The sequence below is a fragment of the Cohnella sp. SGD-V74 genome (assembly GCF_003001675.1).
In the GTDB taxonomy this organism is placed as follows: domain Bacteria; phylum Bacillota; class Bacilli; order Paenibacillales; family Paenibacillaceae; genus Cohnella.
In genome coordinates this window covers 529,598-542,705 of sequence record NZ_PVYW01000001.1, presented here as the reverse complement: position 1 = coordinate 542,705, position 13,108 = coordinate 529,598, and the positions used below count along the sequence as shown (strand labels likewise).

General features: G+C 57.9%; 13 protein-coding genes. 10 read left to right on the top strand and 3 right to left on the bottom strand.

Annotated elements, in window-relative coordinates:
- Positions 1 to 60: 60 nt before the first annotated feature.
- On the bottom strand, positions 61 to 468 hold the full coding sequence (locus B0G52_RS02440) for a MerR family transcriptional regulator (RefSeq protein WP_094041903.1): 408 nt from the start codon (positions 466 to 468) through the stop codon (positions 61 to 63).
- A gap of 90 nt (positions 469 to 558) precedes the next feature.
- On the opposite strand from B0G52_RS02440, the gene B0G52_RS02435 reads away from it, so the two are divergent.
- The 9 genes from B0G52_RS02435 (at position 559) to B0G52_RS02395 (ending at position 9,377) form a co-directional block, all read left to right on the top strand.
- A complete protein-coding gene (locus B0G52_RS02435; RefSeq protein WP_369826998.1) occupies positions 559 to 1,347 on the top strand; it encodes an SDR family NAD(P)-dependent oxidoreductase in 789 nt (262 codons plus the stop codon).
- 97 nt (positions 1,348 to 1,444) lie between these two features.
- Entirely contained in the window at positions 1,445 to 2,068 is a 624-nt protein-coding gene (locus B0G52_RS02430) for a hypothetical protein (protein WP_094041902.1), read from the top strand.
- A 78-nt stretch (positions 2,069 to 2,146) separates the two neighbouring features.
- Complete coding sequence (locus tag B0G52_RS02425; protein WP_094041901.1) at positions 2,147 to 2,362, top strand: cold-inducible protein YdjO-related protein; 216 nt, start codon at positions 2,147 to 2,149, stop codon at positions 2,360 to 2,362.
- Positions 2,363 to 2,623: 261 nt separating this feature from the next.
- A complete protein-coding gene (locus tag B0G52_RS02420; RefSeq protein ID WP_094041900.1) occupies positions 2,624 to 3,592 on the top strand; it encodes an iron-hydroxamate ABC transporter substrate-binding protein in 969 nt (322 codons plus the stop codon).
- 148 nt (positions 3,593 to 3,740) lie between these two features.
- Entirely contained in the window at positions 3,741 to 4,403 is a 663-nt protein-coding gene (locus B0G52_RS02415; RefSeq protein WP_094041899.1) for a TetR/AcrR family transcriptional regulator, read from the top strand.
- 16 nt (positions 4,404 to 4,419) lie between these two features.
- A complete protein-coding gene (locus B0G52_RS02410) occupies positions 4,420 to 6,756 on the top strand; it encodes an ABC transporter permease (RefSeq protein WP_233162281.1) in 2,337 nt (778 codons plus the stop codon).
- 15 nt (positions 6,757 to 6,771) lie between these two features.
- A complete protein-coding gene (locus B0G52_RS02405; protein WP_094041897.1) occupies positions 6,772 to 7,539 on the top strand; it encodes an ABC transporter ATP-binding protein in 768 nt (255 codons plus the stop codon).
- 35 nt (positions 7,540 to 7,574) lie between these two features.
- Positions 7,575 to 7,961 (top strand): DUF1801 domain-containing protein, encoded by a 387-nt coding sequence (locus B0G52_RS02400; protein ID WP_094041896.1) that lies wholly within the window; start codon positions 7,575 to 7,577, stop codon positions 7,959 to 7,961.
- Positions 7,962 to 8,102: 141 nt separating this feature from the next.
- Positions 8,103 to 9,377: a hypothetical protein gene (locus B0G52_RS02395; protein ID WP_094041895.1), complete on the top strand. Its 1,275-nt coding sequence runs from the start codon at positions 8,103 to 8,105 to the stop codon at positions 9,375 to 9,377.
- A gap of 23 nt (positions 9,378 to 9,400) precedes the next feature.
- Here the strand turns inward: B0G52_RS02395 and B0G52_RS35825 are convergent, their stop codons facing one another.
- Complete coding sequence (locus B0G52_RS35825) at positions 9,401 to 9,571, bottom strand: hypothetical protein (protein ID WP_198960574.1); 171 nt, start codon at positions 9,569 to 9,571, stop codon at positions 9,401 to 9,403.
- Positions 9,572 to 9,713: 142 nt separating this feature from the next.
- On the opposite strand from B0G52_RS35825, the gene B0G52_RS02390 reads away from it, so the two are divergent.
- Positions 9,714 to 10,712 carry an SDR family oxidoreductase gene (locus B0G52_RS02390; protein ID WP_094041894.1) on the top strand — a complete coding sequence of 333 codons (999 nt, stop codon included), beginning with the start codon at positions 9,714 to 9,716 and terminating at the stop codon, positions 10,710 to 10,712.
- Positions 10,713 to 10,737: 25 nt separating this feature from the next.
- Here the strand turns inward: B0G52_RS02390 and B0G52_RS02385 are convergent, their stop codons facing one another.
- Complete coding sequence (locus B0G52_RS02385; protein WP_094041893.1) at positions 10,738 to 12,906, bottom strand: EAL domain-containing protein; 2,169 nt, start codon at positions 12,904 to 12,906, stop codon at positions 10,738 to 10,740.
- Positions 12,907 to 13,108: the final 202 nt, after the last annotated feature.

Sequence of the window (13,108 nt, the reverse complement as noted above, 5' to 3'; positions counted from 1 at the left end):
TCGATGAACAAGAACGGGGATGTATCTCGATAATACCTGCTGCCGGACGCGCAGATTAGCTTATTCCGTCCGTTCTTTGCTCATGCGCGCATGCTCTTCCATCATTTTAAGCCTCTCGGGATCGTCGTACGAAGCGATTTTCGCGTCGATGAGCCCGAGATTTTTTTGCAGCTCGTCGATCTGTCTCGCCACTTCGGCACGGTGCGACTGCAGGATCGTTTTACGGGTTTCCGCCGTTGCGCCGCCTTCGACGCACAGGTCGCTGTACGTCTTGATTTCCTTGATCGGCATGCCGGTATCCTTCAAGCAGCAGATCAGCGCAAGCCATTGCAGGTCCTGCTCGCTGAACGTGCGGTTGCCGGACTTGCCTCTTCCGATGAAGGGAAGAAGTCCCTCCTTGTCGTAGTAACGCAGCGTGTGAGCGGTCAGACCGAACTGTCGGGCCGCCTCGTTAATGGTATAGTTCATTTTCTTCATCTCCATAGGTTGACTTCGAGTGAACTCTAAGTGATATCTTCACTATAGACCGCGAATCAAGGCGGATCAAGAGGTCATTTCATGACAAAAGGAGAAGGATCGAATATGAACGACTTCCGTAAAATCGCACTGGTTACCGGAGGAAGCCGCGGACTCGGCAAGAACGCCGCGCTCGCGCTTTCCCGCAAAAACATCGACGTCATCGTCACTTATCATACCCGGAACGAGGAGGCCGAAGCGGTCGTCCGGGAGATCGAACGGACCGGCGGCCGGGCCGCGGCCTTGCAGCTTGACGCGGGAGACACGGCGTCCTTCGGCGCGTTCGAATCCCGGCTGGCCGATCTGCTGCGGGAGAAATGGGGGAGGGAGCAGTTCGATTTTCTGACCAACAACGCCGGCTTCGGGATCAACGCGCCTCTGGCCAGCACGACGGAAGAGCAGTTCGACAGCTTGATGAACGTGCACGTGAAGGGCGTGTTATTCTTGACGCAGAAGCTGCTGCCCCGCATTGCCGACAACGGGAGCGTCATCAACGTTTCGACGGGTCTGACCCGCTTTTCGCTGGAAGGCTACGGCGCGTACGCGGCGATGAAAGGCGCGGTCGAAATTTTGACGAAGTACATGGCCAAGGAATGGGGCGGCAGAGGCATCCGGGTGAACACGATCGCTCCCGGGGCGATTGCGACGGACTTCGGCGGAGGCGTGACAAGGGACAATCCGGCGGCGAGGGAGCGCATCGGATCGATGATCGCGCTGGGCAGAGTCGGCGAGCCCGACGACATCGGCGGGGTGATCGCTTCCCTCTGCACGGCCGACATGGGCTGGGTCAACGCGCAGAGAGTGGAAGCTTCCGGCGGCATGCTGATCTGAACGGCGTACGCGCTGCGAAAAAGAAGGATTTGGATGCCGCTCTCCGAGTAGGACAACTTCTCATTTCGTGGTATGATGGGAAGCGGGTGAGCAGACAATGACTAATAATGAGACAACGAACACGGCAAACGACGGCCAAGCGCCGAACAAGGACGAGAAATTTGCCGAGCTGGTCAAGGCGGTCCACCATAACGGCCTTGTCGCGCTAAGAATGCACTTCGAGCATGTGGAAGGGCAAGTGTTGAACCAGGACATCTATGGTCCGGTTTTCGTCTTTCAGGTCAAGGACGAAGCGAACGACGGCTATGAATGCGGATTTTTCCTTCGCGAGCTGGTTGCCAAGTTTCAGGGAGAAGGCAATCCCTCGGAATGGATGGCGTCGTTTTTCGTCGATCTGATGAAAGACAAAGGGGGCAAACCGTTTCCGAAACCTCCCGCGAACGAAGCGGAAGCGAGAGGGCTGATCGACAACGTGCTCGTTCCCCAATGCATTAAAGCGGTCACCGAAGAGTTCGCGCCGGAACAGGTGCATGCCGGACTGGCTTGGAACCAAGAGCACGGCCCCGTCTTCGAAACCGGATTTCCGGCCGTACGGGACGGAAACAATGTATGCGCGATTCCCCTCCATCTGCTGTTTACGCACTTGCTTCTGAATCGTGATCCGGCCGATATGCTGCTGCAAGGCCTGTACAAGATCCGGGAGGAGCATGGGCTTCAATAGGCGTTATGGGAACGAAATTGAATAGCATGGAACCGGATGAATACGGGTATCTTACATCCGCGGAGGTGGAGCACGAATATGGAATCCGTTAAGCCCGAATTGTCGCCGGTGCCGATCTGGCGCTGCCGAAATGCGGAATGCAAAGTATGGGTCCGGGAGGAACTGGCCTCGTCCGCTTCGCCGGAATGCCCGATGTGCAAAGGCGGCATGGTGCGGGGCATCAAGCACTTGCCCAAGCTGATCAAGAAGCACAAGAGCCCCCGCAAGAGCAAAGACGAAGCGAGCGCCTGGTAATCACCCCGCCGACGGCCGCAATTATTCTAACTGTTATTTATCGAGAGCCTTCTCGTTCTTCCCGACTTTCGCGGCGGACGAGAAGGCTCTTTCGGTATTCCGAAGCGCGGCGAAGAAAGGCGGGAGAGCGCTCGGGACGCGGGAATATCGCAATTGGAGCTTGACAATTCCCCAATAATCTATATGATAATAATGTGCGAAACGACAATGATTCTCATTATCGTCGACTATACAAGACATAGGGATAGAGGGGACATCAACATGAAAAAAGCATTTCTACCCGTCGTACTGCTGCTCGTTCTGATCGTTAGCGCATGCGGCGGCAACAAGCAGGAACAATCGAGCAGCCCGTCGGGCAGCGCCGCTCCGGAGAGCAGCGCTCCAGCCAGCAGCGAAGCTCCGAGCCAGGAAGCGTCTGCCGGAACCGTCATCTACGAATCCGAGAACGGTCCGGTGGAAATTCCGGCCAACCCGCAGCGCATTATCGGTCTGACGAACGCTCCTAATATTATTTCCTTGGACGGCAAGCTGATCGGAGTAGACGAGTGGACGAAGAAAAACCCTCTGTTCGCCGACAAAACGGCCAACGTGGAAACCGTATCCGACGCCGATCTGGAGAAGATCATCGAGCTCGATCCCGATCTGATCATTGCCGGTTCCTGGATGAACAACCTCGACAAGATGAGCGAGATCGCTCCGACCATCGTATACACATGGGGCAAGCTGGACTATCTGGCCCAGCAGCTCGAGATCGGCAAGCTGCTGAGCAAGGAAACGGAGACGCAAGCTTGGATCGACGATTTCACGAGCAGGGCCAAAGCGGCCGGCGACGAGATCAAAGCGAAGTACGGCGAGAACGTGACCGTATCCGTCTTCGAATACGACCTGAAGGACGTCTACGTATTCGGCAACAACTGGGCGCGCGGCACCGAGATTCTGTATCAGGCGATGGGGCTGAAAATGCCGGCCAAAGTCGAACAGGACGCGCTGGAGCCGGGCTACTACACGCTGTCCCAGGAAGTGGTTCCCGAATACGCCGGCGACTTCATCGTGCTGAGCAAGAACAAGGAAGGCAACGGCGCCTTCCTGGATTCGGAAACTTGGAAGAACATTCCCGCGGTCAAAAACAACCAAGTGATCGAGATCGACACGGAAGCGTCGTCGTACAGCGATCCGACTACGCTCGAATATTTGCTGGACATCTTCAAAAAAGGATTCCTGGGTAACTAATTCGGACGCGAGCCGCTCCCCCATCCAACGGATGCGAGGGGGCGGCTCTTTATTTTGCAGCTTGACTGCCAAAATAGAAAAATGTTACTGTTGTTTATAGACCGACGGTCGGTCGAATGGAAGATAAAGCAATGCGGAGGGTACGGTCATGAGAATCTCCAAGAAGCCCGAAGAGAGGAAAAGCGAAATATTGGACGCCGCCGAAAGGCTGTTCGCGACCAAGGGGTACTCGCGCGCGACGATCAACGATATTCTAAGCGAGGTCGGGATCGCCAAAGGCACGTTCTACTATCACTTCCAGTCGAAGGAGGAGGTGATGGACGCCATCGTCATGCGGTATATCGAATCCGGAGTGGAGGCCGCCAAGGCGGTTGCCGCCGATCCGGCGCTGAGCGCCCATGAGAAGATGTTCCGGATCGTCACGGGCAGCGGCGCGGAATCGGACGGGAAGGAACAGATGATCGAGCAACTGCATCAGGTCGACAACGCGGAGATGCACCAGAAGAGTCTCGTCGAGACGATCTTGCGCCTTACGCCCGTGTTGACGGAAGTCATCGAACAGGGAATCGAAGAAGGCGAGTTCCGTACGGATTACCCGCGGGAGACGGTGGAGTTTCTGCTTGTGTCCTCGCAATTTTTGTTCGACGAAGGCATTTTCCAATGGAAGCCGGAGGAGCTGGCGAAGAAGGCGGCGGCTTTTGCTTCCATTATGGAAACGACGCTCGGGGCAGAGCGCGGCAGCTTCGCTTATATGCTGGGCGTAGTCGCTAAAGAGACGGATAATACGACAGGGTCCAAGGAAGGGAGCTGACGGGAAGAAGATGCTCATGCGCATGCTGAGAAAGGATTGGCTTAGAAACAAAAGCATTTCCGCGGCTCTGCTTGTTTTTATTTCTCTGTCCGCGCTGCTGGCGTCCAGCGGCGCGAATATGATCGCGGAGCTGTCGAGTTCGCTCGGCGCGCTGTTCGCCAAATCCGGCGTTCCCCATTACGTGCAGATGCATGCCGGAGAAGTCGACCGCGCGGCCATCGACCGGTGGGCTCAGGGCAACGAGCTGGTCCGGCGTCATCAGGCGGCCGAGATGATCAAGGTCGAGGATGCCCATCTCGTGCTCGGCGATGGAGCCGCACCCGGAAGCGGCGGCATCATGGACCATTATTTCGTTAAGCAGAATCGGTCCTTCGACCTGCTGCTCGACCTGGACAGCCAACCCGTCCAAGTGAAGCGGGGGGAAATCGCGGTGCCGGTCTATTATAAGCAGAGGGACGGTCTGGAGATCGGCGATAAGATTCGGATCGCCGCTCCGGGCTTCGCGATGGAGCTTCGGATCGCCGACTTCGTTCGGGACGCGCAGATGAATCCTTCCATCATTCATTCGAAGAGATTCGTCGTCTACGACGCCGACTTCGCCCGGTTGAGCGGCAGCGGTGCCGGGGAGCGGGAATATTTGCTCGAATTCCAGCTGACCGATCCAGGCAAGCTCGGCGAATTCAGAACCGCTTACGAGGCGTCGAACCTGCCCAAGCTGGGACCGGCCATCGACCATACGCTGTTCCGGACGCTGAACGCATTGACGGACGGGCTGCTGGCGGCCGTTATTCTGCTGGTCAGCTTCCTGATCGGGACGATCGCGCTGCTCTGCCTGAGATTCACGATTTTGGCGGCAATCGAGGAGGATTATCGCGAGATCGGCGTGATGAAGGCGATCGGAATCTCCTCCAAGCATATCCGCAAGCTCTATCTGGCGAAATACGTGCTGACGGCCGCCGTCGCTTCGGTTATCGGCTATGCGGCGTCCCTGCTGCTTCATCCGCTGTTTACGCGCAATATTATGCTCTATATCGGGAAGGCGCCGAAAGGGCTGGTCCTGCAGCTCGTTCCGGTCGCGGCCGCCGCGTTCACGTTCGCGATCGTGATCGCGTTCTGCATGCTGACGCTAAGACGGTTCGACCGGATTTCCGCGGTGGAGGCGCTTCGCTCCGGCGCGGCGGGAGAGGGGCGTCCGCCCGGCACGAAACCGGCGCTGCACCGAAACCGGACGCTCAGCGTTCCCGTATTCCTGGCGGTCAAGGACATCGTCGGCCGCTTCAAGATGTACCGGATGCTGCTGCTCGTCTTCATCATCAGCTCGTTCATCATGCTCGTGCCGGTCAACTTTTTCCATACGGTTCAATCTCCCGGATTCAACAATTACATGGGCATCGAGAGAAGCGATCTGCGCATCGACCTGCAGCATGCCGGCTCCGCCGGGGACGACTATCGGAGCATTGTCGCGCAGCTGGAGAACGATAACGACGTGGAGAAATACGCCGCAGTGCTCGTCAGCTCGTTCAAGACGGTTGGCGACGACGGAACTCTTGAAAATATGACCGTCGAAGTCGGCGACTTCGCGGCGTTCCCGCTGGAGTACATGCAGGGATCGGCTCCATCGCGGGCCGACGAGATTGCGCTCTCCTACTTAAACGGCAAGGAAATGGAGAAGAAGGTAGGCGATCCGGTGCGGCTGATTGTGGACGGGCGGGAGATAACGCTTAAGGTGAGCGGCATCTACCAGGACGTGACGAACGGAGGCCGCACGGCCAAGGCGGCGCTGCCCGTCCGGCTGGACACGGTGCTTCGTTACGAAATCGCCGTCGACTTGAAGCCCGGGGCCGACGTCGCGGACAAGAGGGACCGGTACGCGCAAGCGATGCATCCGGCGAAGGTGACCGATCTGGCCGGCTATATGGCGCAGACGTTCGGCAATACGCTCGAACAGCTCAAGCTGGTGACGAGAGTCGCCACGGTCGTCGCTCTGCTCGTATCGGCGCTCATTACGGCGCTGTTCGTGAAGATGGCCGTAGCCAAGGACGCCGGTCAGATCGCGATCATGAAGAGCATCGGCTTCTCCATGCTGCACGTTCGCATTCAGTACGTGACGAAGGCGCTGCTCGTGCTCGTCGCCGGCATCGCCGTCGGAACCGTCCTGTCCAATACGGCGGGGCCGAGCGCCGCGGGGGTCGCGATGTCCTTCATGGGCGCCGCCCGCATCAAGTTCGCGATTGATCCGCTTCAGGCTTACGTGCTGTATCCCGCTTTGCTGCTGGCCGCCGTAACTGTCACGGCTCTCGTCAGCCTGGCATCGATCCGCAAAGTGAAAATGTCCGAGATGAACGCGACCTAAGAGGGAGGAATTGCGGTGGGAGTGCTGCTGGAAGCGAAGGAATTGAGCAAATCGTACGCAAGCGGCCCGAACGACGGGCAGCAGGTATTGAAGAAGGTGAATCTGCAAATTCGCAAAGGCGAATTCATAGCGGTGATGGGGCCGTCCGGCTCGGGCAAGTCGACGCTGCTCTTTAACCTGAGCGGGATGGATCGGGCCAGCTCCGGCAGCGTAACGTTCGGCGGCGAGGACATCTGCTCATTCTCAGAGAAGCGGCTGTCCGAGCTGCGACTGACGAAGATGGGGTTTATTTTTCAACACATCCATCTCTTGAAAAACTTGAGTCTCCTCGACAATATCGTCCTGTCTGCTTACCTGGCCAAGCGTAGCAGCCGCAAGAGCATCAATGCGAGAGCGCTCGAATACATGCGGAAGTCGGGCATCGACGAGCTGGCGGGCAAGAGCATTACGCAGGCTTCGGGAGGGCAGCTGCAGCGGGTGGCGATCTGCAGGGCGCTGATCAATCAGCCGGAGATCGTGTTCGGCGACGAGCCGACCGGCGCGCTTAATTCCAAATCCGCGGGAGAGATCATGGATCTGCTCGCGGATATCAACGAGGCCGGAACGACGATTCTGCTCGTGACGCACGACGTCAAGGTCGCGGCGAAGACGGAGCGCATTCTGTTCATGCTGGACGGCAGTCTCGTCGCCGAGCGGAATCTGGGCAAGTACAGGAAGGGAAAAGGCGACGTCAAGGCGAGGGAAGAGGATCTGGCCGGTTGGCTGGCGAACCTAGGCTTGTAGCCTGTAAGGGCGCGGACAAGAAAGGGGCTGGAGAGATGCCGCAAGCGGGAACGGAGCAAGTGGAACAGTACTTGAGCAAGCTAGAGCATCCGCTGAAGGCGGAGATCGAGGAAGTGCGGCGCATCGTGTTGGCCGCGGACGACCGTCTGACCGAGCACGTCAAATGGAATGCGCCGAGCTTCTGCGTCGACGGGGAAGACCGCATTACGATGAACCTGCGGGGCAGGGATAGCTTCCTGCTCGTCTTCCATCGGGGCGCCAAAGCCAAGCAAGACGGCTTCGAATTCCGGGACGACACGGGGCTTATGGCGTGGGCCGCCGCCGACCGGGCGACAGTCAAGCTGGGGGACATGAACGATGTGCAGGAGAAGAGAGAACGGCTGGCGCAAGCTGTCGTGAACTGGATCGAAGCGTCGATCTAGGGCAAGGAAGGGCCGCCTTGGGGATTTCGCGGACGTATCCCGGGGCGGCTCTTTTGGCGTATCTGGAAAAATATTTAAACCTTTTACCATTATCTTACGTTAAATTAGGAGATATCTTTAATTGGCGAAAGGGGCTCCAGCGTGTCGATCTATGTTGGCAAGAAAAAGGCGTTCGCGTTAGTCATCCTGGCGCTCGGGGCTGCGCTGTCGGCGTCCTGTTCCGGCGCAAATACGAAGATGAGCGGGCCTGAAGAGACGGCAGAAGGGAGCGCGGCCGCGCTTGCGATTCAGGCGGAACAGCCGGCGTCCGGCTCCGACGAGCCCTTCCGCTCCTACTTGCTGGCCTCGGTTCCCGAGCAGCGCATTTACCTGTTCGCCGAAGAGAACGGCGTTACGCTGCATGCGGGCGATCTGTCGCGGGAATACGCCTGGGGCTACATGACTCCGCAGGGAATAGAGCCTGTGCTGCACGTGGCGGACTTCGACGGCGACGGGAAGGACGAGCTGGCCGTCATTCTGTACATCGGATCGGGGACGGGAGTATCCGTAGATGAGCTGCACGTCGTCGAGCTCGACGATCTTCGAGATTACCCGTTGCTGGAGGAGGAATATCGGCCCCAGGTCGATCAAGCGATCGCCGGGCTGAAGAGCAGTTCCGCCATTCCGGCTCGGTATGCGGACCAGAAAATCTCTTTCGGCAACTGGATTTCGTACGAGAAGACCGAGGCCGGACTGAGGATGTCGATCGGCGCCGGAACCGTGACGCAGGACGATCCGATGCCGGACTACATCGGAGAACTGATCGCGGACGTGAACTATAGAGATGGGAAGTACGCGTTGACGGCATTCCGCTTCGAAGAGGACGAGCAAGCGGCAGAGGCTGAGGCCTCTTCCCCGGCAACGGGCGCATTGGCGGAGCCGGGAGTCAACAACGAGTCGGCGGAGTCGCCGGACGGCAAGTACTTGGCCGAAGCCTACGGCGTTAACAAAGGGGTGACGGCAGGCGGACTGTATCCCGCGGAAGGGATCCGGCTCGTGCAGATAAGCACCGGCAAGGAGCTGTGGTCGACGATGGGCTACTACAGCCATTCCTTCGTCTGGTCGCCCAACAGCCGCTATGCAGCCGTCTCCTATGAGGCTCGCATCTGGGGCGGAACGGTCGCGGTCGACGCGCGCGACGGTTCGGAGATCGCGCTGCCCGATCTGGAATCGCTGCGCAAGCAATGGGAAGGGGAGACGACGGTGCACGAAGAGCGCCCCGATCCGCTCTTCCGGTCCGAGGAGTGGCTGGACAACCGCAGATTGCGCGTATCGTTCCAATGGACCGGAGCGGACGACGAGACCTACTCCGGGGAATACGTCTACGACGTTCCCGCGAGCAAGCTTCTCGAGGTTCGGCCGAACGCGGAGCGGTAGCTCGGCTTGGCCGCGGGCGGAAATCAGAGGATCGGATAATTCGCGCCGTAGCGGGGATTGGCGTAGAAGGGCGGGCGAGGCCCGATCTCGGGCATGGACCACGTATACGGATTGGACGCGTAGCGCATCTGGACGCGGGCATTCGAGCCGTTGACGAGAAGCAGGCGGACGCAAGGATCGAATTCGAAAATCATAGGCGGACCCTCCGAAAATGGATTTACCCATTAGCCTATTCGCCGAACGGACGCGGCGAGCCAGTCTTTATTTCCGGGAAGACCGGCACGGCGAATGCCTACTGTTCATATGCTGAACGGAAAGCGACAAGGAGGTCCGATTATGAATCCGAACCCGCAAAATCCGGCCGAATCGGAACGGCTGAAGCTCAAGCAGATCGAAGAGGCGCAGCAATGGTTCGACGCGAACAAGGCGAAGGAGCCTTATCCTCTCTATCCCAATTACGGGCAAATCACGAGATATCAGGATATCCCGATCAACATGCCGGAGCAGCGCCAACTTAGGCAGCCGGGCATCGAGAGCGTGATGGTTCCGAGGCCGATCAACGAAAATCCTCATTATAAGGGAAGCTGCAAGCTGACCGGGAAGGTCGCTCTGATAACCGGAGGGGACAGCGGCATAGGCGCGGCCGCGGCGATCGCGTTCGCGAAGGAGGGCGCCGACGTGGCGATCTCTTATCTGGACGAACACGAGGACGCGAACCGGACGAAGCGGAGAATCGAAGAGCTGGGGCAGCGCTGTCTGCTGCTGCCCGGAGATGTGAGAGACAAGAGGGTGTGCGCGGCGATCGTGGAGCAGACCGTCGCCGTATTCGGAAGGCTCGACATTCTGTGCAACAACGTCGGCATCCAATTTCAACAACAGAGCCTGTGCGACATTACGGACGAGCAATTCGACGACACGTTCAAAGTGAACATCTACTCCCATTTCTACACGACAAGAGCCGCGCTCCCGCATTTAAAGCCCGGAAGCTCCATCATCGGAACGGCTTCCGTCGTCCCGTATGTCGGCGAGGAGCAATTGATCGATTACACCGCGACCAAGGGCGCGATCGTCGGATTTACCCGGGCGTTGGCCATGAGCGTAGTCAAGCGGGGCATCCGCGTCAACGCCGTGGCGCCCGGGCGCACGTGGACGCCGCTCATTCCGGCGAGCTTCTCGTCGGACCAGGTGGCGGTGTTCGGGGCGTTCAACCCGATGGAACGGGCGGCCCAACCGTTCGAGATGGCGCCTACTTTCGTCTACCTGGCGTCCGACGATTCCCGGTTCGTGACCGGTCAGGTGCTGCATGTGGACGGCGGCGAATCTACGAGCTCGTGAGGCCGCTCTTCGCCGTGTCTGCGGTTCAACTGTAATCGTTCCTCGTCAAAGACAGGTAGGCGTCCAACACCTCGTGCTCCTCGACGGGTTTGCTGTAATAATAGCCCTGATGCATCGTGCAGCCGAATCCGTCCAGGATCTGCGCGGTGTCCTCGTCTTCGACGCCCTCGGCGATCATCTCCAGCTGCAGGCTGTCCGACATGGCCGTGATCGTTCGGACGATGGAGTGATTGTACACGTTGGAGCAGATGTCCATAATGAAGGAGCGGTCGATCTTCAGGCAGTCGAGCGGAAATTCCTTGATCCATCGGAGCGAGCTGTAGCCGGTGCCGAAGTCGTCCATGGCGAGCTTGACGCCGATTTGCTTCAGTTCGCGCATCGTTGCGAGCGTCGACTGGACGTCCATCGTCATGCTTTCGGTAATTTCGAGCTCCAGGCAGCCGGGGTTCAGCCCCGTATTCGCCAAAATATGTTTGACGATATCGCACAGACGATCGTCCGCGAATTGCTTGGAGGACAGATTGACGGCGATTTTAATAGGCGCGCAAGTCTCCGCGTGCAGCTTCTTGCCGAAGAGGCAAGCCTGCTGCAGCACCCATTCGCCGATCTCGATAATGCAATCCGATTCCTCGGCGATCGGGATGAATTCGACCGGTGGCACTTGGCCGAGAATCGGGTTGTTCCAGCGAATAAGGCTTTCGAAGCCGATGACTCTTCCGTTCTTGCGATCGTATTGGGGCTGATAGACGAGCCGGAACTCCCGTCGCTCTATCGCCCTTTTGAGCTGCAGCTCGATCTGGACCCGGCGCTTGATCTGCTCGTTCAGCGAAGGCTCCCAGAACTTCATCTGATGGCCGCCCTGCTTGCGGGCGAAATACATCGCGTTCTCCGCGTTGGCCAGCAGCTCGTAGGCGCCGAATCCGCTCGTTTCTCTCGAAAATATGCCCATGCTGATCCGCACCGGCAGCTGCTGATCGTCCAGCGAGATCGGCTTCATCAGGCTTTGGAAGATCGCTTCGGCCAGCAGACGGCTGGACTTCTCGTTGCTTGACGTATAGGCGCATATGAATTCGTCTCCGCCGACGCGCGCGGTATAGAACTGTTTCTCGTAGAGCCCGCAGTTTTCGATACGCCTGGCGACGATTTGCAGAATGCGGTCGCCTACATTGCGGCCGAATACTTCATTGACGACTTTGAAGTGATCCAGGTCGATCGAGGCGATCGTCAGAGACGAGTAGGGCTGGCGAATCGTATCGTCCAGCCAGCGCACGAGAGAAGCGCGGTTGGGCAGCTTGGTCAGCGCGTCGTTGTCCCGCAGGAAGACGACCCGCTGCTCCATCTGGCGCTGCGGGCTGATGTCGAAGCTGATCATCAGGATGCTCATGATTTCTCCGCCGCGGAAGACGGGCCGAAGATGGGTGAGCAAATACAGCCCCTTCCATTGCATCTCATAGCTGACGAGCTTCTCCCCGTTCCAGGCTTGATTGTAGAAGGGCTCTTGATAACAAGCGGGCTCATGGGAAAACAATTCGACGCTGTCTTTGCCGACCAGATGGGACGCGGGCATTCCGAACAAATGCAGCAGCTCGCCTTCCCCGTACATGCATATGTATTTGCCGTCCTTACGGCACAGTTTCAGGATAAGACCTCGTTGCCCCCGCAGCGTCCCCCGCAGTTCTTCGTGCACGATCGCCAAATCTTCCTCGATTTTCACCAAGTGGGAGAAAGACTCCAAAATCAACTGGTGGTTCTGCTCCTGAATTTTGAACAGTTGGTCGGACATAAGCGAGTCCTTCTGTTTCAGCGCGACTTTGCAGCGGAGCAGGAAATTGTCCTCGTGAAGTCCGTCGCCGGACGGCTGCAGCAGCAAATCCTTGAAAAAGAAGTCGGACGCCCCGCTGTCGATCGATTCCATCGCGTAGTCGGACCCTTCGTCCGTGTAGCTGCTGACCATAATGACGGGAACGGGGCAGTCGTGCATGATCTGTTTTAATGCCGTCAATCCGTCCATGACCGGCATCTCGATATCCATCGTGACGAGATCGGGGCGCTTCGAGACGATCATCTCGATTGCCTCCAACCCGTCTCTTGCTTCTCCAACTATCATAAAGCTTTCGTCCTTGGCAAACAGCTTGGTCAAAATGCTGCGCACCAAGCTGGAGTCGTCCACGATGATCACTTTATAGGGCGTCATGGGTCACCTCTCCTGACTGCGATTTCGTCTATTGGTATCTTTTTCCTGTTGTCATTTGAGGCTATTTTCTCACAAATCTATTAGATTTCTTGCCGAACTTTTATTTGAATCTGTTAAAAAAGTATGAGTTCGGGGTGAAAAGCCGTTGTACCTTGCCGTAAAAGCTTCAATCACCATGACGGTCTTGAAGCGTTCGCTAACC